Annotated in this window: 24 protein-coding genes and 1 pseudogene; 8 read left to right on the forward strand and 17 right to left on the reverse strand. The window is 62.0% G+C overall.

Annotated features, from left to right (window positions below; all coding sequences use genetic code 11):
• Positions 1 to 1,139, reverse strand: a pseudogene (locus HMPREF2736_RS01470) (IS256 family transposase); the annotation flags it as partial.
• A gap of 52 nt (positions 1,140 to 1,191) precedes the next feature.
• Here HMPREF2736_RS01470 and HMPREF2736_RS01475 point away from each other — a divergent pair.
• Positions 1,192 to 1,731: a PspC domain-containing protein gene (locus HMPREF2736_RS01475; protein ID WP_083322941.1), complete on the forward strand. Its 540-nt coding sequence runs from the start codon at positions 1,192 to 1,194 to the stop codon at positions 1,729 to 1,731.
• Here the strand turns inward: HMPREF2736_RS01475 and HMPREF2736_RS01480 are convergent.
• The 5 genes from HMPREF2736_RS01480 to HMPREF2736_RS01500 are packed head-to-tail and all read right to left on the reverse strand — an operon-like array spanning position 1,728 to position 8,089.
• Complete coding sequence (locus HMPREF2736_RS01480; RefSeq protein ID WP_070828737.1) at positions 1,728 to 2,948, reverse strand: alkylhydroperoxidase domain protein; 1,221 nt, start codon at positions 2,946 to 2,948, stop codon at positions 1,728 to 1,730. The genes HMPREF2736_RS01475 and HMPREF2736_RS01480 overlap by 4 nt on opposite strands.
• Positions 2,941 to 4,545, reverse strand: coding sequence for a dipeptide ABC transporter ATP-binding protein (locus tag HMPREF2736_RS01485; RefSeq protein WP_070828738.1), 1,605 nt, complete (start codon positions 4,543 to 4,545; stop codon positions 2,941 to 2,943). Before HMPREF2736_RS01485 ends, HMPREF2736_RS01480 begins: the two co-directional genes overlap by 8 nt.
• The gene (locus HMPREF2736_RS01490; protein WP_070815652.1) at positions 4,542 to 5,390 is read right to left on the reverse strand and encodes an ABC transporter permease; all 849 of its coding nucleotides are present in this window, start codon (positions 5,388 to 5,390) and stop codon (positions 4,542 to 4,544) included. The genes HMPREF2736_RS01485 and HMPREF2736_RS01490 overlap by 4 nt, the downstream gene beginning before the upstream one ends.
• A 59-nt stretch (positions 5,391 to 5,449) precedes the next feature.
• Positions 5,450 to 6,442: an ABC transporter permease gene (locus HMPREF2736_RS01495; RefSeq protein ID WP_070815585.1), complete on the reverse strand. Its 993-nt coding sequence runs from the start codon at positions 6,440 to 6,442 to the stop codon at positions 5,450 to 5,452.
• Entirely contained in the window at positions 6,443 to 8,089 is a 1,647-nt protein-coding gene (locus HMPREF2736_RS01500) for a TIGR04028 family ABC transporter substrate-binding protein (RefSeq protein ID WP_070614282.1), read from the reverse strand. It lies immediately after the preceding gene.
• Positions 8,090 to 8,217: 128 nt separating this feature from the next.
• Between HMPREF2736_RS01500 and HMPREF2736_RS01505 the strand changes: the two genes are divergently transcribed.
• The 3 genes from HMPREF2736_RS01505 (at position 8,218) to HMPREF2736_RS01515 (ending at position 11,027) form a co-directional block, all read left to right on the forward strand.
• Positions 8,218 to 10,095 carry an FAD/NAD(P)-binding protein gene (locus tag HMPREF2736_RS01505; RefSeq protein ID WP_371326399.1) on the forward strand — a complete coding sequence of 626 codons (1,878 nt, stop codon included), beginning with the start codon at positions 8,218 to 8,220 and terminating at the stop codon, positions 10,093 to 10,095.
• A gap of 89 nt (positions 10,096 to 10,184) precedes the next feature.
• Positions 10,185 to 10,784: a hypothetical protein gene (locus HMPREF2736_RS01510; protein ID WP_224213059.1), complete on the forward strand. Its 600-nt coding sequence runs from the start codon at positions 10,185 to 10,187 to the stop codon at positions 10,782 to 10,784.
• A 30-nt stretch (positions 10,785 to 10,814) separates the two neighbouring features.
• Positions 10,815 to 11,027 (forward strand): hypothetical protein, encoded by a 213-nt coding sequence (locus HMPREF2736_RS01515; protein ID WP_224213060.1) that lies wholly within the window; start codon positions 10,815 to 10,817, stop codon positions 11,025 to 11,027.
• A 20-nt stretch (positions 11,028 to 11,047) separates the two neighbouring features.
• Here the strand turns inward: HMPREF2736_RS01515 and HMPREF2736_RS01520 are convergent, their stop codons facing one another.
• Together HMPREF2736_RS01520 and HMPREF2736_RS01525 are read right to left on the reverse strand one after the other, a co-directional pair.
• Complete coding sequence (locus tag HMPREF2736_RS01520) at positions 11,048 to 11,683, reverse strand: LuxR C-terminal-related transcriptional regulator (RefSeq protein WP_070828741.1); 636 nt, start codon at positions 11,681 to 11,683, stop codon at positions 11,048 to 11,050.
• Positions 11,680 to 12,807 (reverse strand): ATP-binding protein, encoded by a 1,128-nt coding sequence (locus tag HMPREF2736_RS01525; protein ID WP_246822028.1) that lies wholly within the window; start codon positions 12,805 to 12,807, stop codon positions 11,680 to 11,682. The genes HMPREF2736_RS01520 and HMPREF2736_RS01525 overlap by 4 nt, the downstream gene beginning before the upstream one ends.
• A gap of 113 nt (positions 12,808 to 12,920) precedes the next feature.
• Here HMPREF2736_RS01525 and HMPREF2736_RS01530 point away from each other — a divergent pair, with 113 nt between their 5' ends.
• A complete protein-coding gene (locus tag HMPREF2736_RS01530; protein WP_070828743.1) occupies positions 12,921 to 13,994 on the forward strand; it encodes a PspC domain-containing protein in 1,074 nt (357 codons plus the stop codon).
• A 1-nt stretch (position 13,995) separates the two neighbouring features.
• Here HMPREF2736_RS01530 and guaA read toward each other — a convergent pair whose 3' ends face one another.
• Positions 13,996 to 15,570, reverse strand: coding sequence for a glutamine-hydrolyzing GMP synthase (guaA, locus tag HMPREF2736_RS01535; RefSeq protein ID WP_141761231.1), 1,575 nt, complete (start codon positions 15,568 to 15,570; stop codon positions 13,996 to 13,998).
• A gap of 53 nt (positions 15,571 to 15,623) precedes the next feature.
• Between guaA and HMPREF2736_RS01540 the strand changes: the two genes are divergently transcribed.
• The gene (locus tag HMPREF2736_RS01540) at positions 15,624 to 16,511 is read left to right on the forward strand and encodes an EamA family transporter (RefSeq protein WP_070828744.1); all 888 of its coding nucleotides are present in this window, start codon (positions 15,624 to 15,626) and stop codon (positions 16,509 to 16,511) included.
• On the opposite strand, the gene HMPREF2736_RS01545 is transcribed toward HMPREF2736_RS01540, so the two are convergent.
• The 3 genes from HMPREF2736_RS01545 to guaB are packed head-to-tail and all read right to left on the reverse strand — an operon-like array spanning position 16,508 to position 20,508.
• On the reverse strand, positions 16,508 to 17,794 hold the full coding sequence (locus tag HMPREF2736_RS01545; RefSeq protein WP_070828745.1) for a PAS domain-containing protein: 1,287 nt from the start codon (positions 17,792 to 17,794) through the stop codon (positions 16,508 to 16,510). The genes HMPREF2736_RS01540 and HMPREF2736_RS01545 overlap by 4 nt on opposite strands.
• Positions 17,795 to 17,814: 20 nt before the next feature.
• Positions 17,815 to 18,969 (reverse strand): GuaB3 family IMP dehydrogenase-related protein, encoded by a 1,155-nt coding sequence (locus HMPREF2736_RS12495; protein WP_070570589.1) that lies wholly within the window; start codon positions 18,967 to 18,969, stop codon positions 17,815 to 17,817.
• Positions 18,970 to 18,984: 15 nt separating this feature from the next.
• Complete coding sequence (gene guaB / locus HMPREF2736_RS12500) at positions 18,985 to 20,508, reverse strand: IMP dehydrogenase (protein ID WP_070422775.1); 1,524 nt, start codon at positions 20,506 to 20,508, stop codon at positions 18,985 to 18,987.
• Positions 20,509 to 20,632: 124 nt separating this feature from the next.
• Between guaB and HMPREF2736_RS01560 the strand changes: the two genes are divergently transcribed.
• Positions 20,633 to 21,004 carry a DUF5319 domain-containing protein gene (locus HMPREF2736_RS01560; RefSeq protein WP_070422774.1) on the forward strand — a complete coding sequence of 124 codons (372 nt, stop codon included), beginning with the start codon at positions 20,633 to 20,635 and terminating at the stop codon, positions 21,002 to 21,004.
• On the opposite strand, the gene HMPREF2736_RS01565 is transcribed toward HMPREF2736_RS01560, so the two are convergent.
• Together HMPREF2736_RS01565 and HMPREF2736_RS01570 are read right to left on the reverse strand one after the other, a co-directional pair.
• The gene (locus HMPREF2736_RS01565; RefSeq protein WP_070422773.1) at positions 21,005 to 21,889 is read right to left on the reverse strand and encodes a hypothetical protein; all 885 of its coding nucleotides are present in this window, start codon (positions 21,887 to 21,889) and stop codon (positions 21,005 to 21,007) included. It abuts the gene before it with no gap.
• Positions 21,879 to 22,478 (reverse strand): sigma-70 family RNA polymerase sigma factor, encoded by a 600-nt coding sequence (locus HMPREF2736_RS01570; protein ID WP_224213064.1) that lies wholly within the window; start codon positions 22,476 to 22,478, stop codon positions 21,879 to 21,881. Before HMPREF2736_RS01570 ends, HMPREF2736_RS01565 begins: the two co-directional genes overlap by 11 nt.
• 234 nt (positions 22,479 to 22,712) lie before the next feature.
• Between HMPREF2736_RS01570 and HMPREF2736_RS01575 the strand changes: the two genes are divergently transcribed.
• Complete coding sequence (locus HMPREF2736_RS01575) at positions 22,713 to 23,021, forward strand: WhiB family transcriptional regulator (protein ID WP_070422772.1); 309 nt, start codon at positions 22,713 to 22,715, stop codon at positions 23,019 to 23,021.
• 80 nt (positions 23,022 to 23,101) lie between these two features.
• Here the strand turns inward: HMPREF2736_RS01575 and groL are convergent, their stop codons facing one another.
• From groL to HMPREF2736_RS01590, 3 genes are all read right to left on the reverse strand, one after another.
• Positions 23,102 to 24,712 (reverse strand): chaperonin GroEL, encoded by a 1,611-nt coding sequence (gene groL / locus HMPREF2736_RS01580; RefSeq protein WP_070828746.1) that lies wholly within the window; start codon positions 24,710 to 24,712, stop codon positions 23,102 to 23,104.
• 10 nt (positions 24,713 to 24,722) lie between these two features.
• Complete coding sequence (groES, locus tag HMPREF2736_RS01585; protein WP_070422770.1) at positions 24,723 to 25,022, reverse strand: co-chaperone GroES; 300 nt, start codon at positions 25,020 to 25,022, stop codon at positions 24,723 to 24,725.
• A 143-nt stretch (positions 25,023 to 25,165) separates the two neighbouring features.
• On the reverse strand, positions 25,166 to 25,618 hold the full coding sequence (locus tag HMPREF2736_RS01590) for a hypothetical protein (protein WP_070570595.1): 453 nt from the start codon (positions 25,616 to 25,618) through the stop codon (positions 25,166 to 25,168).
• Positions 25,619 to 25,653: the final 35 nt, after the last annotated feature.

Here is a 25,653-nt window from a genome sequence, read left to right on the forward strand (position 1 = left end):
GGATCCAATCGTCGTGTTGCTCGGCAAGGACGGCACCGACAAGCCGAATGATGGATTCACGGTTTGGGAAGATCCCCACGACGTCGGTGCGCCGGCGGATCTCCCGGTTGAGCCGTTCAGTGGGGTTGTTCGACCACACCTTTGTCCAGACTGGTTTCGGTGCTGCGGTAAACGCCAGCACCTCATCGAGTGATTCCTCCAAATAGGCTGCAACCTCGGGAAACTTCGGTTCCAACAAGTCAACAACTTCACGGGCTTGCGCCCAGTTTGATTCCTCATCCGGTTGTTGGAAGATCGTCTGGAACATCGCTTAAGACCATCGGCCACTGCATTTTGGGGACTTTCTCATAGAGATTCTTCGCGAAGTGGGTGCGACAGCGCTGCCACGACGCATCGGGCAGCACTTCAGATATCGCGTGCTGGATGCCCTCATGGGCGTCACTGGTGATAAGGAAGACACCGCGAAGTCCACGAGCTTTTAAGTCCTGGAAGAAGCCCTTCCACGACGCGTTGGATTCCGTGGTGGCAACATGCATACCGAGCATTTCCCGGTAGCCGTCAGCGTTAACACCGGTGGCCAAAAGTACGGAGCATTTGACCACCCGGCCACCTTCACGCACTTTGATTGTCAACGCGTCGCACGACAGGTAGGCGTAGCCGCCGGGGTCCAGTGGGCGGTTTTTGAAATCGTCGACCATCTCGTCGAGTTCTTCTGACATGCGTAAGCCTTGTGATTTCGACAGGTTGTTAATGCCAAGGGTGGCCACCAGATCGTTCATCCTGCGGGTGGAGACCCCTTTGAGGTAGCAGGTCGCGATCACGGTCGATAGGGCCCGTTCTGCTCGTGAGCGACGTTCTAACAGCCAGTCCGGGAAGAACGCGCCGTGGCGTAGCTTCGGTACCGCCACGTCGATCGTGCCGACACGGGTGTCGAGGTCGCGGTGGCGATACCCGTTGCGGTGGTTGACCCGCTCGGTGGAGGCAACACCGTATTCAGCCCCGCACACGGTGTCGGCCTGGGCGGAGAGGATTTGGTTGATAAACCCTTGCAGCATCTGGCGCATCAGATCCGGAGACGCTTGGGCGAGCAGATCATCCAAATAGGTTGCCGGGTCGATAGAATGCGGTGCAGCGGTCATCGTCATGTTCCTTTCGGTGAGATGTGGTAGTTGAGTCGAAAAGTTACTGACGATGGCCGCCCCTGCATTTTCCAGGGCCCACCATCAGCAAGCGTTACACCACACTAAGGGACGCAACCAAACCCGCCCGCGGCGCATCACGAAAGACCAAGGTGGTCGGGCCGTATTCGGCGGTGTGTGCACCGGTTTCGGTGCCCGCTACGGCTACGATCCGGTGGCGGTGCGTATCGCGTTTGTGCTCACCGGGTTTATTTTCGGCGGTGGCATCTTCGCCTATCTGTTGTGCTGGTTGCTCATGCCGCGTCTTGGGGAGGACATGAGCCCGGGCCGGGCCATCTTTACCCGCAAGGATCAGCGCAGCCCCATCGAACAGAAAGAGTGCCGCACCGGCTGGCTGCTTCTGCTCGGGCTGATCATTTTCATCCCGGCGGCGGATGACGCGGGCGACAGCCGCGTGACCTACGGCGTGTTCGTCATGTTGCTGTTCATTTGGGTTTTCGCCTACGCCTCCAACCCGACGCCGCCCGCGCAATGGCGTGACGACGACCTCATCTGGCGCGACCAAAAACGCCGCCGCGGGTTCAGGCGCTAGCGGTAGCGCTTCGGCACATCCGGCGCGCCGAGCGTGAGCATGAGACGGTTGGCCCAGTTGAAGAAGGCTGACGAGTTGATCACGTCGATGATCGCCAGATCATCCAACCCGACCTCGCGCAATACCTCGACGTGCTCGGCACCGAATTCAAACGGGGTGCGGGTCAGCGCAACCGCAGCCTGGCGGATCGCGTCCCAGGCATCAGAGCCAAGGTCCGCCTCCACGCCTTCGTCGAGGAGACGGTCGATCGCCTCCGCGTCGCCGCCTTCCTCCTTCGAACGTGCCTGGTGCACTGATGCGCAGTACTCGCAGCCGTTCAAACGGGAGGCGACGGTGGCGGCAAGTTCGCGCTCGGCACGGCCCAGGCCACCTTCGGTGTTGTAGAAGGTGTCCAGGTCGGTCAGGGTGCGGGCTTTCAGCGCCTGCGGGTCGCGGGCGAGCAGACGGAAGTACTCCATGCCGATGCGTTCCGGCTTGATCAGAGCGTCGCGTTGCTCGTCGGTGAACTCGGACTCTTCAAGTGGTGCCACCCATGGCTTCCACCCCAGGGAGTGGTTGACAAACTTCTCGGGTGCGACGACCTCGGGTTGCAGGGTCACCGCAGCGGGCGTCCAGCCGGGATCGGCGACGCCGGCGGTGCGCTCAACAGCAGCATCCGCAACAGCAGCACCCGAACCACCCGCAGCCGCTCCCCCAGCCAGCACCTGCACACCGTGCACGACGCGCAGCTGGAACGCCACAAAGGAGATGAGTTGGCCGAGTGAGACGATCGCGTCCTCGGTGTAGCCAGTGGTCTGCAGGTGCCCGATCGCCGCGGGCGAGGCGTCCTTCGGGTGGAAGGTGAGCAGGTGGGCGAAGTCAAAGGCGGCGGCGAGCTGCCCCTCGCCGAAGGTGACAAAGTCCCCGCCCGCGTAGGGGCCGGCGGATACACCTGCGCGCACCGCGTCTTCGACCACGGCAACGAGCGCCTCGTCTTCGTCGACAAGCAAGTCCGCGTAGAACTCCGCGGCACGCTGCGCACCGGAAATGCCGGCGACGAAGGCGGCGACGGCGTAGCGGGTGGATACCGGCAGCGCCTCGATCAGCGCCGGGTTGGTGGGCTCAAACAGGGCTGCGAAGCTGCGCTGGGCGTTTTCAACCGCTTCGGGTCGGCGGCGGCGCAGTTCGGCAAGGTCGGCCGGGGTTTCTGCGAGCAGGTCGATAATGTCGTTAGACAACAAACTCTCCTAACTGTCGGGCACGGAAGACGGTGCCGGGGATGGCGTCGATAAGTTCACGAGTGACATCGTCGTGCGGGTGCGAGAACACCTCGTCGGTAGGGCCATATTCCACCTGTTGGCCGCGGCTGAACACACTCACCGTATCCGAGATCTGGCGCACCACCGCCAGGTCGTGGGAGATGAACACGTAGGTCAGCCCCAGTTCGCGCTGGAGGTTTTCCAGCAGCTCCAGGATCTGCGCCTGCACGGTCACGTCGAGTGCGGAGACGGCCTCGTCGAGCACCACGAGTTCCGGTTCGACGATGAGCGCGCGTGCGATGGCGACGCGTTGGCGCTGCCCACCGGACAATTGCGCAGGCGTGCGTGACGCAAAGCGTTCCGGGTCAAGCGCCACACGCTCCAGGTATTCGTTGGCGCGCGCAAGGCTTTCGCGTTTCGACGCCCCCGCGAGGTTGCGCAGCGGCTCCGCCACAATCTCGCCGACCCGCATCTTCGGATCCAGTGAGGAAAACGGGTTTTGGTACACCATCTGGATGCGGTTGCGGAAGTTGCGCTTCTGCTTCGGGCTCAGCGTGGTCAGTTCCTCACCGTCGAGGGTGATGCTGCCCTCAGCAGGCTGGTTAAACATGGCGATCGTGCGGCCTGTGGTGGTTTTGCCGGAGCCGGACCCGCCCACCAGCGCATGGGTGGAGCCGCGCGCGACCTCGAAGGAGATATCGGATACGGCGGTGAAGTCGCCGTAGCGCACGGCAAGGTTGTCTACGCGCAGGAGGGTGTCGGTGGTGACAGGGGGTCGTCGATACGCATTTGCCACGGACAGCGACGGCACGTTTGCCAACAGGCGCTTGGAGTAGTCCTGTGTGGGGTTGGTCAGCACCGTGCTCACAGGACCGTGCTCGACGACGCGTCCGCGCTCCATGATCACCACGTCATCGGCGCGATCGCCCGCCACGGCAAGGTCGTGGGTGATGAAAATGACGCCCAGGCCCAACTCTGCGCGCATCTCGTCGAGCAGGTCAAGGATGGTTTTCTGCACGGTCACGTCGAGTGCGGACGTGGGTTCGTCCGCAATGAGCACCTCGGGCTCGAGTGCTACCGCAGCAGCGATGAGCACGCGCTGCTTCATGCCGCCGGACAACTCGTGCGGGTATTGGTTGTAGCGCTTTTCAGGATCATCGATGCCGACGCGCTCAAGCAGGGCGATTGCTTGACGACGACGCGACGCCGCGTCCCCCACCCTATGAATCTCCAACCCATCCTCCACGGATGCGCCGATGGTTTTCAGCGGGTTGAGCGAGTTGTTCGGATCCTGCGGAACCAAACCAATCTTTGCGCCGCGCATCTGACGCCACTCGGCAGCGCTCAGGCTGGCAAGGTCTTGGCCCTTGAACCGGATGGAGCCCGCGCGCACGTTGCCGGTGGGACCCAACAGGTCGAGCGCCGCCATGGCGGAGGTGGTCTTGCCGGAGCCGGACTCGCCGACGATCGCGGTCATCTTGCCGGCATCGACAGCAAACGCGATGTTTTCCACGGTCGGCTCGGCATCACCGTACGCAACGGTAAGGCCGTCAACTTCAAGCAAAGGGGTACTCACTTCGCATCACCTTCTGTCTGAATGACCTGGGAGATGTGGTTGGTGGACATCACGGTGGCCACAATGGCCAGACCCGGCAGCAGGATCAGCCACCAGGCGGTGGACATGAAGTCGCGGCCTTCCGCGATCAGCAGGCCCCACTCCGGCACTGGTGGCGGTGCGCCGTAGCCCAGGAAGCCAAGGATGGACAACTGCAGGATTGCGGTGCCAAACTGCAGCGCAGCCAGCGCCAACACTGGGGTCAGCGAGTTGGGCAGCACGTGGCGGAACAACACCTGGGTCTGGGTTGCGCCAGAGCCGTAGGCAGCCTCGACGAAGTCTGCACCGGCAATCTGGATCACCTGCGAGCGAGCCAAACGAGCGAACGTGGCCACCGATGTCATACCAACAGCAAACGCCGCCTGCAGCGAACCGAAACCGGTGACGATGATGATGGACAGCGACAGCAAAATGCCCGGGATAGCCAGCAGCACGTCCACGAACCGCATAAGCACGGTCTCTACCCAGCCACGCTGCGTACCTGCAACCAGGCCAATGAGCGTACCCAGGACCAGGCCGACCACCACGGCGATCAGCGCGCCGAGCAGCGACTGGCGTGCGCCGTAAACCACGCGGGAGTACACGTCGCGGCCCACGGCGTCGGTGCCGAAGATGTGCTCACCGTTCGGCGCGAGCAGCGCCACATCCACGCCCTTGTACGGGTCGTAGGTGGCAAACACGCCCGGCAGCAGCGCCCACAGGGCAGCGATGACCAGGACGATCAGCGACAGGATCGTCGCCGGCGAGCGCCACCGGCGGTTCTTGCGCGACTTCGCCCGCACGCCAGCGCGCACATTCGCCCGCACGCCAGCGCGCACATTCGCCCGCGCAACAGGATCCGTTGCTGCTTGTGTTGTTTGTGTTGTCATCGGGCGCCCTCCTTCACGGCAGCCTGAGCGGTGCTCTTCTTAGCCTTGTTGCGCTGTTGCCCCGCATCCCGCAGTCGCACATCAAGCACCGGGTAGAGCAGGTCGACGATGAGGTTGATCAGCACGTACGCGGTCGCGGCGATGAGCACCACACCGAGCAGAACCGGCATGTCGCGGCTAGATACCGCGTTGACGGTCAGCGACCCCAACCCGGCGCGGCCGAAGACGGTTTCGGTCACCACTGCTCCGCCGACAAGTTCGCCGAACAGCAGGCCGGCCATGGTGATGGCGGGCAGCAACGAGTTGCGCAGCACGTCGCGCCAGAAGATGCGGGCCTCGCTGGCACCGCGGGCGCGGATGACTTGGACGAATGGTTGGGCGCGGACTTCGTCGATAGACCGGATGAGCACCTGCATCAGCGGCGCCGCCATGGGCACGGCCAGGGTCAGCGACGGCAGGATGAGCCCCTCGAGCGGGGTCGGGTCGACCACGTTGACCCAGCCGAGTTGGAAGGAGAAGAACTGCAGTAGCAGGATCGCGATCCAGAAACCTGGCAGCGACACCATGAACGACGGCAGCGCGCGGAAGAAATTACGCACCGCACCACCACCCGGCAGCGTGGCCACATAGGCGGTCAGCAGCGCGACGATGATGGCAAGTCCTATCGAGGTCGCCGCAAGCGCAAACGTGTGTGGCGCAGCGTCGACGATGAGGTCGAACACCGGCGTGCCCGAGGCAACCGAGAACCCCAGGTTGCCGGTAAACAGCCCGGCAAGGGTGGCCAGGTACTGCTCGACGAGCGGTTTGTCCACGCCCATCTGCTCGCGGATCTCCTCGATCTCTGCCTGGGACAGCCCAAGCGCGGGGTCCGCATAGCGCGCGGCCACGCCGTCCGATGGCAGGGCGGAAAGCAGGAAGAACGCAAGCGTGTAGGCAAGCAGCAGCACGAGCAGCGCCTGCCCAACGCGTTTCAGCACAGTGTTACTCATTTAGTTGTCCTCCCCATCACGGTCGAAGTACACCGAGTAGAAACTCGGGCGGGCCACCGATTCGGTAACAAAGCCCTTCACGTGTGGCGCAAGTGCGTACACCTGCGGCTCCTCGAACAACGGCAGCACGTAGGCCTGTTCTGTGAGGTAGTCCTGCACCGCCTTCGACGCGGCCGCACGGCCCGCATCGTCCGGTGTGGAAACCACCTTCTGCAGCAGTTCCTCGAGTTTGGCATCCACTGGGGTGCCATCTCCTGCGTTGTTCAGCAGCGAGTCGCGGCGGTTCACCGACAAGTGCGACTCAATCACGTCATAATCCGCACGCCCCACCATCGTGTGCATCAACTGCACGCGGTTGATGTCCTTCTGCGCTGCGTTTTGCGTGGCACGATCACCGGCCACCATGTTCAACTCAATGCCGAGGTCACGCAGGTCCGACTGCACCATCGTGACAATCTCTTTCGAGCGCGGCTGCGGCAGCGCGTGGTTGACCGACAGGCTCAACCGCTGCCCGTCTTTCACGCGGATGCCGTCGGGGCCGGGGGTCCAGCCGGCGTCGTGGAGAAGCGCACGCGCCTGATCGGGATCGAACGTGTACGCGCCGGGCTGCTCCGCGTAGCCAAGGGCACTCGAGGTCATCGACGACGTGGCCAGCGGGTAGGAATCCGACAGCAGAATGCGGATGATCTCTTCACGGTTGATGCCGTGGATAATCGCCTTGCGTACTCGAATGTCCTGCAGCAACGGGTGGTTAAACCGCATGGCCAATTGGTTGTTCATGCCGTTGGTGGCAGAGGCAACCACCTGCACACCCTGGTCTTTCAGGTGCCGCTCCACTGGCGGAGAGATCGTGCGCGCGGCGTCCGCTTGGCCGGACAGCAACGCGCCGGAGCGGACGGCTTCTTCGGCGGCGAAGGTGTAGTGGATGCCGTCAATGCGCGCCCGGCCCTGGTGCTCGAGCGACGGTGGCGCCCAGTCGTAATCCTCGCGCGTTTTCAGCACGAGGTCAGTGCCCAGCGTTTCACTATCGACGACAAAGGGGCCCGAACCGATCACATTCGCCGCCCCGCCTGGGCCGAAATCCTCGTTGCGCAGCTGCAGGGAGGAATCCGCCAGCAGGCCCGCGTTGTACGAGGACGTAGCCTGCGCAAACCCTGGCGACGGTGCGGTGAAGTGGAAGCGAACCGTGTCCTCGTCGACAACTTCGCCGTAGTCGTAGTTGGAGATCTGCTCCGAGACGTTGAGCAGGCGATCCTTGTCGCCCTGGCCGTAGAGGTCGAAGTTGTCCACGATGTTCTGCGCGGTCATCGGTGTGCCGTCGGAGTAGGTCACATCCGTGCGGATATCGAAGGTGAACACGGTGGCGTCCTCGTTGATCTCCGGCAGGTCGGTGGCAATCCACGGCTGGAGTTCGAGCGTTTCAGGGTCTTGGTAGAGCAACCTGTCTGTTAACTGATTGACCACACCGCCGTTGGGGTAAAACCCGGCAGCCGGCGGGTAGAGGCTGTTAAACCAGTTGGATTCCAGGTAGGTGAGCACATTGTCACCCTCTGCGTGAGATTCAGCGCCACCCCCTGCGGTGCAGCCGCTCAGCAGGGCAACTGCACCTACAAGTACAACTGGGGCCGCGACCGTTTTCTTCGGCACGTTATCGTCCTCTTTTCCCTTGTGGTTTTCGGCACCATACCACTTTTAGACAATTCGGTTCTTTCTTAATAGACTGCGCAGTCTATACACGTTATAAAGATTCATCGAAATCGTGGAGGTACATCGCTGTGGGAGCAGACATCGCCATCGTCGGAGCAGGACCGCGAGGCATCTCCATCACCGAGCGCATCGCAGCCTTCCTCAACGACCGTGGCGCTACACCACTGACGTTGCACATCATCGACGACGCCCAGCTCGGTGCCGGCCGCATCTGGGACACCGAACAAACCCGCACACTGTGCATGAACACCCTGGCTGGCGCGGTAACCCTGTTCACTGAGCCCGGCGCGACCGTCACCGCACCTGTGCTCGAAGGCCCCACCATGTTTGAGTGGATCCAGGCGCTTCGCGGCGAATTCGCGCATCCGCTTATCAGCGACCACCCGCCGGCCGTCCCCAACACCTTCGACGCTGAAATCCGTGTGACGCGACCTGAATCTAATCCTTCGCGTGCGTTGTATGGCGAGTACTTGCGCTGGGTGTGGCAGGTTGCGCTGGCCGAGCTGCCGGACTCTGTCACCGTGGTTGAGCACCAGTCCCGCGCGATGTCGCTGTACAGCGACGGAGGCCGAGACGCGATCTTGCTTGCGGACGGCACCCTGATCCACGCCGACGCCACCGTGGTTGCCTCCGGCTGGGTGCTGCCCGCCCCGACCCCGGCGCAGCAGGCGTTTGCCAAATCTGGCTTGACCTACATTCCGCCCGGCAACCCGGTTGAGCAGGACGTAGAGCGCATCGGCGAAGGCGAGCGCCTGCTCGTGCGCGGTATGGGCATGGGCTTTTTCGACCTCATGGCGCTGACCACCATCAACCGCGGCGGCCGCTTCTTCGAAGACGACACGGCCCGCTCCGGTTTGCGTTACGACGCCACCGGCGAGGAACCCCACTTCGTTGTCACCTCCGGTCGCGGCTACCCCTACCTGCCTAAGTCCGAGTACAACTCGCTTCCGCCAAAGGCCGATCTGTCGCGTCTGCGCGCCGCCATCGACGCCAACCCCGCCGAACCCGGCACAGGCACTTTGTCGTTCGGCCGCACCCTGTGGCCAGCGCTCGCCCGCGATGCCTTCGCCGAGTACTACCGCACCCTCGCGCGCGTGCGCCCCGAGGCGCTGAAGGTGCCGCTCGAGGAGATCATCACGCGTATCGACGACACCGACCTGGCCGTCCACGCCTCCCCCGAGGACATCCTGCCGGTCGCCCGCGCCCTGACCGAAGCACTCGAGGGCACAAGCACCGAACCGTTCGACATGGCTGCCTGGGTCGACCCGCTCGCCGGCACGGAAGATCTCAGCCTGGACGAACTCCAGCGCGTGGTCACCGACTCCATGGCGGGCGACATCGCCGAGGCCGTCGCCGCCTGGGACTCCCCGATCAAGGCCGGGCTGTGGGCGATTTCAGCCGGCCGCAAACCCAGCGCCATCGCCACCGAAAACGGCAAAGGCACCCCGGAGGTGGCCCGCTCGCAGTACATGGCGTTCGGTCAGATGGTCGGCTCCGGCCCGCCACTGTTCCGCACCCGCGAACTGCTTGCACTTGCAGACGCCGGCCTGGTGACGTTCCTGGGCCCGCAGCCGGTCGTCGATACGCAAGAAGGCGCATTCACCGCCGCAAGCCACGGGCGCACCACCACCGCGACTGCACTCGCCGACGCGTTCCTGCCTGGCCCGGACATCCGCAACACCAAGGACCCGCTGGTGCGCTCGCTTGTCGACGCCAACCGCGTCCGCCCGTTCGCCCAAACCGCCTCACCCGAAACCGACGATGCCACCCGCCGCGCCGTCCACCCCGACGGCGCCCTGGATCCCCGCCTGCACATCGTGGGCATCCCGACCGGCAAGCAGTGGGCGGACACGACGATCTCGCCGATGCCGGGCACGAACCCGCTCATGCTGCAAGAAACCGACAAGACCGCCCTGTCGCTGCTCACCCAGGCGCGCGTGCTCTAGGCCTGTTCTAGGCCGGCACTAGATTAAGCGAACGTGTTATCGTCTACCTACATTCATTCGTTTTCGAGAATTCAGAAAGAGGTTTTTCCTTGAAGTTTGGAACTAAGCTTGCTACTTCTATCGCTCTAGCTTCTGTGCTCGTACCAATGCCAGTCGCTACGTCCGCAGAGATTTCTCAGAACGAGGTTCAGCAGCCAACTAGCACCGGGGCGGGAAATGATGTCCTTGAGGAAAGGATTGCTAAGGCACAAGAGGAGCGACAAGCGCTTCTCGTAATCAATGACGCTGATGAGAGCGGATATTCCGCTGAAGTAGTAAACGGTAACGTTCGCAAAGAAGCGGACACAGTATTTGTAGAAAGCCCGAAGGGCGAAGAAGAAGCTCTGCCCACTTCAAAGACTCTCACTACTGGAGAGAAAGTAAACATCGAATACTCGGTTGAAGGTGACCAGATCACTGCAAAGTATTCAACGAACGTTGATCCAGAGTTAGTCGATGCCGCCCTCATTCAACCTCGGTCTACTGCTGGGTGTGTGGGGGCCATCCTCGTAGGGATCGGAGGGACTACAGCATCTGCAGTCGGAGTCGCCACTGCGCCGCTCACAGGTCCTATTGGCCCTATGATGGCTGCAGCTACCATGGCAACCGCATCTGGTTCTATCGTAACCGCTGCTGATCAGTGCGGATAAATATAAGTACCACGAACAGTAAGGAACGAAATGAGCCTTGGACGCAGAATGCTGATCATTGCGTTGAGTACGAACATTGCCATGCTTTGTTTAGTGAGTGCTGTTCTCCAGATAGTTCTGCCGAACGATGCACCGCAGTGGCTCATCTTTGGAAATATTGTTGTCTTCGTAGCGTGTGTCTACTACACATACAAAGCAGTGACGGTGTGGCCGGATGAAGAAAAGGCAGCCACAATTAGTTGATTGCCAAATTTCCTGGAGCGCTACCCTAAGTCGCGCGCAACCGCCCACCGGGTTAACTGGTGGCGGTTCGACGTCTGCGTCTTGCGCAGGATGTTGGAGGCGTGCGTCTCCACCGTCTTCACCGAAATGAACAGCCGCTCCGCGATTTCCTTGTAGGTGTAACCGCGCGCAAGCAGGCGCAGCACCTCAAGTTCACGCCGGGTCAGCGAATCCACTGCCGGGTCGTCCTCCTCCACGACCGGCCCGGAGGCAAACGCGTCGAGCACGAACCCGGCAAGCCGTGGCGAGAAATATGCGTCTCCGCCGCGCACCCGCTCAATCGCCTCCGCAAGTTCGGTCCCTGCGATGTTCTTGGTCACGTACCCGCGCGCCCCGGCACGGATCAGCGCGATGACATCCTCCGCAGCGTCGGAGACGCTCAACGCCAAATACGCAGGCCCCGGCGCGCGTTTGAGCACAGCCAACCCGCCGCCGTCGGGCATGTGCACATCCAGCAACACCACATCCGGGCGCTCCTTTTCGATCCCGCGCACCGCCTCCGCAACCGTGCCCGCCTCCCCGACGACGTCCAGCTGGCCGTCGCCTGCGGCAGCCAGCTCGGCCTTCACTCCTGCCCGAAACACCGAGTGGTCGTCTACTAAAAACACGCGCGTCATAGGTCTAACGCTAGTTCGATCTCGGAGCCATTGCCTATCGACGACACCACGTTAACCTCTCCCCCAACCCGCTCAACCCGTCCCACGATGGAATCGCGCAGCCCGTGCCGGTCCGCCGGCACCGCCTCCGGGTCGAAGCCGGCACCCCGGTCGCGCACGAACACCTCGAGCCTGCCCGCGAGGTGCTCGGCGTAGACGTCGATCGTGTCCACCCCCGCATGCTTGGCGGCGTTGACCATCGCTTCTCGGGCGGCGAGCACGACCGCTTCGGTGCGCTCGTCGAAAGGAAAGTCGTCTCCCACCGTGACCGGTTGAATCACGACCCCATAGGCGTCCTCCACCTCGCCCGCAGCTTTCTGCAACGCGGCGAAGGTGGTGGTGTGGTTGGACACGGTGTCGTCGAAAAGCCATGCCCGAAGTTCGCGCTCCTGACCACGGGCAAGGCGCACCACCTCGTCCGGATCATCCGCCTGGCGCTGGATCAACGCCAGGGTCTGCAGCACCGAATCGTGCAGGCGCGAGGCGATCTCCGCGCGCTGATCCGCCACCGCTTTCGCCTCACGCTCCGCGACAAGCGAGTTGGCCAACTTGGCAATCAGCGGCACCACAAGCACCCCGACACCAAGCACCGTCACCAGCACGGAAACAACCACACCGGCGACCCCGGCGCTCTCCCCGAGGAGTGCCACAGCGAGCACCCCGCTCATAATCAACAGCGCGCCTAAGGTCAACGCGGCGATGTTGCCCCACGAATCCGTACCGCGGTCGTACGCCTGCAACGCAATCACCGCACCGACGATGAGCACGCCGATGATGAACACCACCGTGGCCCCCGCGCCGGAGGAAATCTGCAGCGACGTCAACGCACCAGCGAAACCTGCAAGCACCAGGAAGATGTCGAGCGCACTCGGGCGCTGCCGCGGCGCAGCACTTTCAGCAACCGGGGTAAACACCCACAGACCTGCGTACAGCAGCACGCCGAAGCCACCAGCGAAACTCGCCGCAACCAAAAACAGACGCACCCACTTCACGTCCACCCCGAGCAGGTCAGCCGCCCCGGACGCCACGCCGGCAATGACGCGGCGGGAACGGTCACGGGTCAGCCGGGGATACAACGCAGACATGTCCCCCATCGTTGCACGGCAACCCCCTCAGGCGCATCGGGGTAAACCCTGAGATGAAAAATCAGGGTCGTTCCCGATACCGCGCTTGGCGTTGCCTCGCAACAATAGAAGCCATGGAAACCAACACGCTGAAGCGCATGTGGGAGACCCGCCCGCCCCGCATCCCGCAAGACCAGGGCGGCAAGGCCGTCGTCGGTGGTGTCTGCGAAGGCATCGGTGCCCGCTACCAAATTGACCCAACGCTCATCCGCGTCCTGTTCGTCGTATTGTCAATCGCCTTCGGCGGTGGCCTGTTCCTTTACCTGTTGTGCTGGATCAACATGCCCCGCTTCGGGCTGACCCGCACCCCAGCAAGTTCGATCGCCACCCCGAAAGAGCAGCTGACCAAGGTAGAAAAGAAAGAGCGCGACACCGGCTGGCTGCTGCTCCTCGGCCTTGTCATCTTCTTCCCCTCAGTCGCCGTTGCCAGCGACCTGCGCGGGGTTTTGGTCACCTTCGCGCTGTTCGCACTTGGTTGGTACCTCGCCTACCAGCGCCAGCCAGAGGCCCCGGAGGGACTCGTGGTGGGCGTAGAGTCGCAGACAAGCAAAGGCCCTGTTGTGGACACCTCCCACCTGACCGTGCCGGACGGCTACGAACACCCCGGGCAGAAACCACCGGCATGGGACCCGCTCGGCGCGGCACCTGAGCTGTGGCACTTGCCGGACCCTGTCGAGCCGGCTCCGGAGCGTGCGCAACCAAAGAAGCGCTACTGGCTGTGGATCCCCGTTACGCTGGTGCTGACAACGGCAACGGTGTTTGCGCTGGGGGTCACCAGCGAAGTGCGGCTTGGCAATTACAGCCGCTTCGGCAGCGCGCACATCACCGTGTATGACGTTGACGAGCTACCAGACCAAATGGGTACCAGCGGCTTCATCGGCGAGTCCTACATCGACTTCACCGAGCTCGAGCCACTGAGCGAGCCGAAAACGGTCAACATTGCGAACAACACCGGCAGCACCGATATCATCCTGCCGGAAAACGTCCCCGTCGACATCAACTGCAAGGTGAACATCGGCGAAGCCGCATGCCCCGAAGAACGGCAAAACGCGGACACAGACAGCGCGCTACTCACCATTAACGTGTCGCAGCGCGTCGGATCCGTGTCCGCGTACTACGCCCGCGAGGATGCGGGCGAAGGAAACTGACTTACTCCCACTCGATGGTGGCCGGCGGCTTGGATGTTACGTCCAGCACCACGCGGTTGACGTCGGCCACCTCGTTGGTGATGCGGGTAGAAATTACCTCAAGCGTCTCGTACGGGATGCGCACCCAGTCCGCGGTCATCGCGTCCTCGGATGCGACTGGGCGAAGCACGATCGGGTGGCCGTAGGTGCGGCCGTCGCCCTGCACACCAACCGAGCGCACATCGGCCAACAGCACGACCGGGCACTGCCAGATCTGGTCATCCAGGCCAGCCTTGGTCAGCTCCTCGCGAGCAATCGCATCAGCAGCGCGCAGAGTTTCCAGGCGCTCCTCGGTGACCTCACCGATGATGCGGATACCCAGGCCCGGACCCGGGAACGGCTGGCGGTTCACAATCACCTCAGGCAGGCCAAGCTCGCGGCCAACCGCGCGCACCTCGTCCTTAAACAGCAGACGCAGTGGCTCGACGAGTTCGAACTCCACGTCGTCCGGCAGGCCGCCCACGTTGTGGTGGCTCTTGATGTTCGCAGTACCGGTGCCGCCGCCCGACTCCACAACATCCGGGTACAAGGTGCCCTGCACCAGGTAGTCCACCTTGTGATCCGACAGCACATCAGCCACGGCGCGCTCGAAGGAACGGATGAACTCCGCACCGATCGCCTTACGCTTGGCCTCCGGCTCGGTCACACCGGCGAGCTTGTCCAGGAAGGCCTTGCGCTCATCCACAGTGACCAGCTTCGCGCCGGTGGCCGCCACGAAGTCCTTCTCCACCTGCTCGCGCTCACCCTGGCGCAGCAGACCGTGATCCACGAACACACAAGTCAAACGGTCACCAATAGCGCGCTGCACAAGCGCTGCCGCCACGGCAGAATCCACGCCGCCAGACAGAGCACAAATGGCGTAGCCGTCGCCGACTTGGTTACGGACATCGTCGATAAGCTGCTGCGCAATATTCGACGCCGTCCAGTTCTGCTCCAGACCAGCAATCTCCGTGAGGAAGCGGGTCAGCACCTCCTGGCCGTGCGGCGAGTGCATCACCTCCGGGTGGTACTGCACACCAGCAAACTTGCGCTCCGCGTTCTCAAACGCAGCAACCGGCGCACCCGGGGTCGAGGCAGTGACCTCAAAGCCCTCCGGTGCCTGCGTCACAGAATCGCCGTGGGACATCCACACCGGGTGCTCATCCAGGCCAGCGTGCAGCACGCCACCCTTGACAGCCATCGCCGTGCGGCCGTACTCGCGGGCACCGGTCTCCTCGACCTTGCCGCCGAGCGCCTGCGTCATCACCTGGAAGCCATAGCAAATACCAAAGATCGGCAGCCCCAGCTCAAAGATCTCCGGATCGAGCTGCGGGGCACCCTCCGCGTACACCGACGACGGCCCACCGGAGAGCACCAACGCCTGCGGGTTCTTCTCACGAACCTCCGCAGCCGTAATAGTCGACGGCACAACCTCCGAGAACACATGCGCCTCGCGCACACGGCGGGCGATCAACTGCGCGTATTGCGCACCAAAATCAACGACAAGAACAGGGCGTTTCTGAGCGGTAGTCACGGCCCAAATACTAGCTGATGGCATATAAATCCGAATATATTGTCCATTCTTCGACGTTTCGCCCCAGAATGATCTGCATGACATTGCGTGCCCCCTCCCCGGTTGAACCCAATGCCGACCGCACCGCCGTGTTGTGCATCCTTGGGTCCTGCCTGTTTCTGCAGCTTGGCGCAGCTCTTGCCACGCAGCTTTTCCCCCATGCCGGAACCTGGGCGACGAGTTCATTCCGACTACTCATCGCCTCCGTCATCCTGCTTGCAATCTCACGGCCAGCGTTTTGGCGCTGGACCCCCGAACAATGGGGTGCAGCGATCGTGCTCGGAGTGTCGTTAGGCTGCATGAACGGGTTCTACTACGCCGGTATTGCAACTGTGCCACTCGCATCCGCGGTAACCATCCAATTCCTCGGCCCGCTGCTGCTCGCCGCGGTGTTGTCCCGTTCAGTACGCGACGGCATCTCCGTCGGGCTTGCGCTTACAGGTATGGCGCTGCTTGGCGTTGATTCGCTCTCCGGTGAGCCGCTCAACCGCCTCGGCGTGTTCTACATCCTGATCGCAGGCGCTGCCTGGGCGGTGTACATCCTTGCCAACAAGCGCACTGGCCGCCTCATCGCCGGCCAAGGTGGGCTCGCGGTTGCCCTTGCAGTTGGTGGTTTGGTGACGTTGCCCTTCGGTTTCGAAGGCGCACTCGTTATCGTTTCCGATACCAATCTGCTGCTCCTCGCAATTGGTACCGCAATCTTGGCGTCGCTGCTCCCAACATCACTGGAACTGATTGCTATGCGACGACTCCGCCCCCAGGTATTTTCCATCCTCATCTCGTTCGAGCCTGCATTTGCAGCACTCGTCGGATGGCTTGTGCTCAGCCAGGACCCCTCCCCGCTGAAGCTTGCGGCGATTGCCTTGGTTATCGGTGCTTCCGTCAACCAGACACTCGCCGGCAAGCGACTCCGACGTCAGGTTTAACGGACCGCAGCGCTGAGGCTGTCCAGAGCCTCGCGCACCTTCTCCGTCGAAGGTGCCTGTGCGAGGCGCTCAGCTGAGCGGTGCAGCTGGTTAATCGAGGCATCAGCAGCAGCCATTGCCTTGTTCACCTGCTCCACCAGCGGTGCGACCTCTTCGCCCATGTCGTTGGTGTTCTCAGACCAACGACGAATCATCTCGAGCGGAATCTTGGTCAGCTCCGTGATGGAGTTAACCTTCAGCTCCACGCGGCGACGGAACGACGAGTGCAAGAACACGGCGTCATCCATGTGCTTGACGTCAGCCTCGAGTGCGTCGACGAGAAGCTGCATCGACTCCTCCACGTTAGCCTCCGTGGAGAACTGTGCGGTCTGTGCGGTGTGCAGACGAGCCAGAGCAATCGCCATACGTGCGTTGGACGTCTTGGCGTAGAGCTCCTGAGCGGTCTCCTCGAGGGTCCTCGCGTTCTCGTCGATAATGCCACGCATCGTCGCCCACACCTGCAGCGGTGCGAGCAGCAGCGTACGCGATGCACCCTCGGTGACCACGTTTTCCATCTCGGCCTTCACGTTGTTGGTCACTGCGTTTTCCTCGACCAGCGTCGCACTGGCCTTGCGCAGCTCCTCAGCAGCGTCCTTAATGGCGGTCTGCACCGTCATGAACTCGTCGAGTTCACGGTAGAGCGTCACCGCAGCATCGTAGATGTCGCCGGAGCCTTCCGGAAGCGTAAAGCCTGCATCCTCACGTGCCTGGACCTCAGCAGGAAGGACTTCGCGCAGGAATGCGTCGTAGTCCGGCAGCAGCTCCGTAACCTTCTCCGCGCCCATCACTGCACGCTCGCGGCGGCCAACACCGTTGGCCTTCGCCTCGTGCTCAACGATGTTTGCTTCTTGGTAAATACCAGCGGCTGCTTCGAAGTTCTCCGTCATCGGACGGGTACGCACCGACAGGTAACCGCCGTTTGGCAGCGGCGTAACAGTGGCAAACACGTCGTACGCGGAGCCGCTCTTCGCCTTATTACGCACATACGCGGCGAAAGGACGGCCCTCCTCGATGGTGTCCCACATGAGTTTGAACGCCGCACCAGGCATCTCCTCATGACGAATGAGGTTGTGCGGCTTACCAATCATCTCTTCGGCGGAGTACTGCGCGTACTTGATGAACACATCGTTCACATGCGTCATCACACCTTTGGCGTCAGTCACCGAAAAGAAGATGTCGTTCACATCAACTTCGTGGAATGGGCCCTCAGGGGCGTCGCGAAGAATCGTTACACGGCTAGACATAGGTCGATTTCATCCAGTTCTTAGTTACGGATTGCCAAATCGGCTTTCTGGAAAGCTTTGATCCCAGTATAGCCACATTTCGCCATAATTCTTTTCAGTCCACCAATGAGATTCATCGCACCCCACGGATCGCTCGATGGACCGAAGAGCACTACCTCCAGTGGCGCCGAAGAAGTGAAGTCAGGTTCCTTCCGCACGCTACCTCGCGGAAAACGTGGGTGAGCTGTCTGAGCTTCCCAATACACGCCACCGGCAGCAGCCTCAGTTGCCTTCGTCAATGGGTTGCCAAGCATGACAGCATCTGCACCACAAGCGATGGCCGCAGCAATCTCGCCTGCCCCCCAAATAGTGGTATCCGCAAGAATGTGGACATAACGTCCACCAGTCTCATCGAGGTAATCCCGACGTGCTGCCGCGACATCTGCGATAGCGGTAGCCATCGGGACATTCACCACCGTGTCGGCATCGCCCGAACCGACAATGACACCAGCAACGCCAGCGCGCATCAGGTGGGTCGCGGTCGTGTAGTCATACACACCACCGGCAATGACCGGCACGTCGAGCGAACCGACGAACTCTTTCAAGTTCAACGGTTCCCCACCTTTTTGCACGTGCTCTGCAGACACGATCGACCCCTGAATGAAGAGGATTTCTGCACCTGCGGCGATAACTACAGGCGCCAATTCGCGCACGTTCTGCGGGCTCACGCGCACCGCAACAGTCACGCCAGAGTCACGCACCTGGGCGATACGTTCCGAAAGCAAGTCGTGATCAAGTTCTGCGGCGTGCAACTCCTGCAAGGTGCGCACGGCACGCTCACCTGCCTCGACAAACTCCTGGTACTTCTCAGCCGTATCGACGTTAAAGGGGTCCTCGCATGAGTCCACCACCTTCTTCACCGCAGCCTCCAGATCAGCGTGTCGGCCCCACAGGCCTTCCGCGTCAATCACACCGAGGCCACCCTGCTTGCCCATCTCGATAACAAACTCAGGGCTTGCCAACGCGTCCGTCGGGTGGGACGCAAGCGGGATATCGAACGTGTAGGCATCAATATGCCAGGAGGTGTCCACATCCTGCGAGGAGCGGGTGCGTCGTTTCGGAACGATCGACAAATCACTCAAGCCGTAAGCCTTGCGGGCTTCGCGCCCAATGCCGATTTCCACGTAGTCACGCATGTTGTGCTGGTTCTCCTACTGGCGGTAGTTCGGTGCCTCGACGGTCTGCGTGATGTCGTGCGGGTGGGACTCACGCAGGCCCGCGGTGGTGATCTGGACGAACTGCTTGGTCTGCAGCTCCTCGATAGTGGATGCGCCTGTGTAGCCCATCGCGGCGCGCAGACCGCCAACGATCTGGTGGGTGATGGAATCCAGGTCACCGCGGAACGGCACGCGCCCCTCAATGCCTTCCGGCACGAGCTTGTCCTCGCTTGCCACATCCGCCTGGAAGTAACGGTCCTTGGAGAAGGAACGCTTCTCACCAGTCAGTCCACGGCCCTGCATTGCACCCATGGAGCCCATGCCGCGGTAACGCTTGTACTGCTTGCCGCCGACAACAACAATGTCGCCTGGCGCTTCCGCCGTGCCCGCCAACATGGAGCCGAGCATGACGGTGGATGCGCCGGCAGCCAATGCCTTAGCCACGTCGCCAGAGAACTGCATGCCACCGTCGGCAATGATCGGCACACCTGCAGCCTTCGCCGGCACGGCCGCCTCGAGGATGGAGGTAATCTGCGGTGCACCAACACCTGCAACCACGCGGGTGGTGCAGATAGAGCCCGGACCGATACCGACCTTGATGGCGTCTGCGCCAGCGTCGATCATGGCCTTCGCAGCGCTACGGGTAGCCAAGTTGCCACCGACAACGTCGACGCGGTCGCCGAATTCCTTCTTCACACGAGAGACCATCTCAAGTACACGGTTGTTGTGTGCGTGCGCGGAGTCGACAACGAGCGCGTCTACGCCCGCCTCAACGAGCAGACCAGCGCGCTCAAATGCGTCCTCACCGGTACCGACGCCAGCAGCGACAAGTAGACGGCCGTTCTCATCCTTCGAGGCGTTCGGGTACTGCTCGCTCTTGACAAAGTCCTTCACCGTGATCAGACCGGCAAGCTTGCCTTCGGAGGTCACAATCGGAAGTTTCTCCACCTTGTTGGCGGATAGCAGATCGAGCGCTTCCTTCTTGTCCACACCCTCCTGCGCTACAACCAGCGGCATCGGGGTCATGACCTCTGCAACCTTGCGCTGAGCATCCGGCTCGAAGCGCATGTCGCGGTTGGTGATGATGCCAACAAGACGGTCAGAACCGTCAACTACAGGAAGGCCTGAGATGCGGAAACGGGCGCACAGTGCATCGACGTCGGCGATGGTCATATCGGGGGTGGCGGTAACCGGGTTAGTCACCATGCCGGATTCCGAGCGCTTGACCACATCGACGTGCTCCGCCTGGTCCTGAGCGCTCAAGTTACGGTGCAGCACACCGATACCGCCCTGGCGCGCCATCGCGATCGCCATACGGGATTCGGTCACTGTGTCCATCGCCGCCGAAATAATCGGCATGCCGAGACGGATATTGCGGGTGAACTGGGCTTCGGTGCTCACCTCAGATGGAACAATGTGGGACTCCGCCGGAAGCAGCAGCACGTCATCAAACGTCAGCCCCCTCAGCGCCACCTTGTTCGGATCGTCGCCACCCGTCCATACTCGTGCCTCAGACATCGACATGTTCTCCTCTCCCGCGCGATTGTTTTCAGCAATGATATAACGCCGCGCAAGCTCTGGGGCTATGCGGGGATGACGCCCTGATTGGCCTAGCAAGCGGCCACTTAATAGGCTGGGCACCGTGAATTACGACGACATGATGCCGCTGGACCCGTTCGCGGACGACCCAAACGATCCGGCGTCGTTCATCGAAGACGATGAGATCGTGGAGCCCCTCTCCCCTGAGGAGCGCGTCGCCGTCATCCAGGACCTTGCACACGTACGCGACGCACAACGAATGCTGAAGCCGCGCGGAATTTTGGGCATCCATTTCCTGTGCGAGGACTGCGACCAAATGCACTACTACGACTGGGAGATCATGGAACAAAACATGATCGCCACCCTCAACGGGGAACTTCCCCCGGTGCATGAGCCCAGCGCGCAACCGAACGTCACTGCGTACGTTCCGTGGGATTACGCGATGGGCTACCTCGATGGTCTCGAGGCACGCTAGCTAGAAATTTTCCGACGAGCCCGCCCCGCCCGGCACTACCGGCGCGGGCGTTGCTGCGTACCGCGATGCAGAATCAACTGGGTTCGACGGGACATTATCGCGGACCGTCGGCCGTGCTGGCGGCTGATCTCCTGGGATCGGAGTTTGCTCGCGCGAATCGGACGGCTCCACCACCGTCGGTCGCGGTTGCTCCTGCGGCTGGCGCGGCGGCAAGCTCCCGTTCGAAGGCGCCACGGCATCCGACCCCGGCGCCGGTGCCCCAGCCGTCGGCTGCGCATTCTCCGGAGCAGGCGCAGGGTTCTGCTCCGGCGCCGGCGCAGGCTGCTGCACGCTCGGCGGAACTTCAACTTCATGGACCTCCACCACAGTCGTGGTTTCAGTAACCGTGCGTGGCGCTGGTTGCACTACGTCTTCACCGTTACGCGCCTCACGCATCTTGATACCTGCCATAAGCCCCCTAGCCTGCTCAAGCAGGCTTCGGGCGGCCTCCATATCCCCGCTTTGGTTCGCTGCCTCCAGCTCGTCGAGCGTGGTTGCCAACTCCACCATCGTGGTTTCGTTCGCCGAGCTCTGCGTGCCATACACCGCAGCGCCAGTGCCGACGATAGCCACAGACGCAGCTGCAGCACCGACCACACCTGCGACCCATGGGTTGGCGGTCCGGCGGCGCGCGCGGACGTCGTCAAGCGATGCAACCGGCGCAACCGGGATCACCGTGGGAGCCGCTGGCATCGGGCGATCGACGTCCTGCTTTAGTCCAAGCAGCGCCGCAGCCAGTGGGTCACTGCCGTCACTGGGGTCTACACCACTCGAAAGCGCATCAAGAAACGCATCGTCGCGAACGCACTCTTCTCCAAAGTCGCCGCCACCAAAATCACGCGTCATGGCCTGAATGGTCTCCTTCCAACTGCTCACGCAACTTGGACAGCGCCCTATGCTGCGCGACACGCACCGCACCTGGAGTACTGCCCACTACCTCTGCCGTTTCTTCCGCCGAGAGGCCCACAAACACTCTCAGAATCACAATGTCGCGAGCCTTATCACTTAATGAATCGAGTAATGCGCGAACTTCGTTACTTCCGTCTGCAACAACGGCTGCATCCTCCGGCGTGAACGCAACAACCTCCTGGTCAGGGACATCTTCAGTAGGCGTTGTCTTGTCACGCACCAGGCTGCGGTGCGCATCGGCGACCTTGTTAAACGCAATGCCGTACACAAACGCCATGAACGGCCGCCCGGTATCCACGTAGCGGTCAATGGACGTCGCTACCGCCAAGCAGATCTCCTGAGCGACGTCCTCCGCAGTCGGCATGCGCCCGCCTCCAATGCGCGCCCTGGCGTAGCGCAGCACCCGTGGATGGACGATGGCAATCACACGCTGGAGAGCACGCGCATCCCCTTCGGCGGCACGTGGAACGAGGGTGACAAGTTCATCTTCCTCGTCACCCGCTGTCGCGCCGGTATTGCCAATCACAAGCAAACACTATAAACACTCATTCCCCCGCCATATGAGTTACCGACGCGTATCCAAGAATTCACCAACCTTTAACTCTTGCCATTTTCCCTGCGAATTGCGCTTTTATTCACAAGAGCCTCCGAGAAACACCCGTGCCGTAACCGCGCGGCAACCCTTTGTTCACCCACCGCCGGAACACTGCACTGCTGGTTGTGTACATCACGTTTTCCACGGCAAAGGAGATCTCACACCATGACGTTGCCACAGCAACTCCCCGGCCCCAATGCAGACTTTTGGGATTGGCAGCTTCACGGCGCCTGCCGAGGCGAAGCCTCGGAAATCTTCTACCACCCCGAGGGTGAGCGGGGCCGCGCCCGCACGCAGCGTGAGAATCGAGCGAAGGCTATTTGCTTCAACTGCCCGGTGCTTACCCAGTGCCGCGAGCATGCCCTGCGCGTGGCCGAGCCCTATGGCATCTGGGGCGGCATGAGTGAATCTGAGCGCTCCACTGCCCTGCGCCGCGGCCTTGGCAGCGTGAAGTACGTCGCCGCCGTCAAGTAAGCGCACGACCGAAGAATCACGCCAAAAGAAAAACAGTGCCCTACCGAAGTGGGGCACTGTTTTAGCGTATCGACGACACCCTAGTGGGCGTGTGCGTGACCTTCCTCGCCTTCTTCGGCCGGCTTGGTCACCACGGATACCTCCGTGGTCAGCACCATGCGAGCCACGGATGCGGCGTTGACCACAGCGTTGTGGGTCACCTTCACCGGGTCGATGATGCCCTGGTCGATGAGGTTGCCGTACTCGAGCGTGGCGGCGTTGAAGCCCTCGCCGTTGTTCATCTCGGCAACCTTGGACACGACGACAGCGCCGTCGAGGCCCGCGTTGTCAGCGATCCAGAATGCCGGCTTGGACAGTGCACGTGCCACTGCCAGCACACCGGTCTTCTGCTCGCCTTCGAAGCCTTCAGCAAACTCCTCGAGCTGCTTGGCAATCTGCACCAGTGCGGAGCCGCCGCCGGCGATGATGCCTTCCTCTGCTGCCGCGCGGGCAGCGTTGATGGCGTCCTCGACGCGGAGCTTGCGCTCGTTTTGTTCGGTCTCGGTCGCTGCACCGACGCGCAGCACCGCGACACCACCGGAAAGCTTGGCCAAGCGCTCCTCGGCCTTTTCCTTGTCCCAGGTGGAATCCGTGGTTTCGATCTCGCGGCGGATCTGCTCGCGGCGCTCCTCGACAGCCTCTGCCGTGCCGGCACCGTCGACGATGACCGTGTCGTCCTTCGTCGTGGTTACGCGGCGTGCGGAGCCAAGGTGGTCCAGGGTGGCGTCCTTGAGGTTGATGCCAACCTCTGGGTCGATGACGGTCGCGTCGGTGACAACAGCAAGGTCATCCATGAACGCCTTGCGGCGCTCGCCGAAGTACGGCGACTTCACAGCAACGACCTTGATCACCTTGCGGATCGCGTTGACAACGAGCGCCTGCAGCGCCTCGCCTTCGATGTCCTCGGCCACGACGAACAGCGGCACCGACTCCGATGCAACCTGCTCAAGCAGCGGGAGGAAATCCGGCAGAGAGGAGATCTTGCCGCGTACGAGCAGCACGCGGGCGTCCTCAAGCACGGCCTGGCCGGCATCCGGATCGGTCATGAAGTACGGGGAGAGGAAGCCCTTATCAAAGGAAATACCCTCAGTCAGATCCACGTAGGAATCAATGGACTGAGACTCCTCGACGGTAAGCACACCGTCCTTGCCCACCTTCTCCATGGCACCTGCGACCATCTCACCAACCTCAGGGTCGCGAGAGGACACGGTGGCCACGTTGGCGATCTCAGCGGACGACTTCACGTCGGTCGCGCGAGCCTTGAGCTCCTCGACGACCTTGTCGGCTGCCACCTTGATGCCCTTATTCAGCTCGATCGGGTTCGCACCAGCAGCCACGTTGCGCAGCCCTTCGGCGACGAGCGCCTGGGCGAGCAGCGTTGCGGTGGTGGTGCCGTCACCTGCAATGTCGTTGGTCTTGACTGCGACGGACTTCACCAGCTGCGCACCGAGGTTCTCAAACGGATCCTCAAGGTCAATGTCGCGGGCGATGGTCACGCCGTCGTTGGTGACGGTCGGGCCGCCCCAGGACTTTGCAAGCACAACGTTGCGGCCACGGGGACCGAGGGTGACCTTCACCGCGTCGGCGAGCGTGTTCACGCCGCGCTGGATGCCCTCGCGAGCTTCCTGATCAAATGCGATGAGTTTTGCCATAGCGTTTTACTTACTTCTCGACGACGGCCAGCAGGTCACGAGCGGACAGCAGGAGGAACTCCTCGCCGCCGTACTTCAGCTCAGTGCCGCCGTACTTGGAGAAGATAACCGTGTCGCCTTCCTTCACGTCCACGGCGATGCGGTTGCCATTGTCGTCGAGACGACCCGGGCCAACAGCGATGACGACGGCTTCCTGCGGCTTCTCCGCAGCGGAATCCGGAATAACCAGGCCGGAGGCGGTGGTGGTTTCAGCCTCAGCGATCTGGACGAGGACCTTGTCCTCCAGCGGCTTGATGTTGACGTTTGCCATGATCAAAAACCTTTCATTGGTGAATGAATCAATAGTTCAGGTCTCACGAGGCGCAGCCGTCGTCGCGGGTGAACAACTGTGCTTCACACAACCTGCCTTAGCACTCTACCTATGAGAGTGCCAGCCAACAACACTGGTGGCGTTTAGCGGTTTTTCACCGCGTTACGCCACAGCTCGAACTCTTCGGGATTGTCGTTGCGGAAGTTTTCCACCGCACGGATCGCGTTGACAACCTCTTCGACCGTGCCTTCGCTAATGCTGCCGCCCCCGCGCGCCGCGAAGATCACCGGTCCACAGATCGACCTGGTGGGATCCGTAAGAAACTCCGGGGTGTCCGTCTCTGCAGTGTTACGCGCAAGGGACGCAACAGGGTTCGGCTCCGCTCCGACAATTCCAGCGTCAACCCGGTAAATCGCGTGGAACCGGTTGCCGTCGCGGTCAAACGCCACGTCCACAACACCATCGGTTCCGCCACCGAGCATCTCGCGCGCAGAGTCCTCGTCGAACACGATGCGACGGTACGTCAGATCTGGGTTGACGAGCAGCCCGAAACGTTCGCGTTCGGCCTGCTCTTGGCTAAATTGCTCGGTGGTCACGGAGGATTTCCTTTCACGGGATACAGTTCAGGTGC

Origin of the sequence: Corynebacterium sp. HMSC036E10, assembly GCF_001836265.1 — a bacterium.
Classification (GTDB): Bacteria; Actinomycetota; Actinomycetes; order Mycobacteriales; family Mycobacteriaceae; genus Corynebacterium; species Corynebacterium coyleae.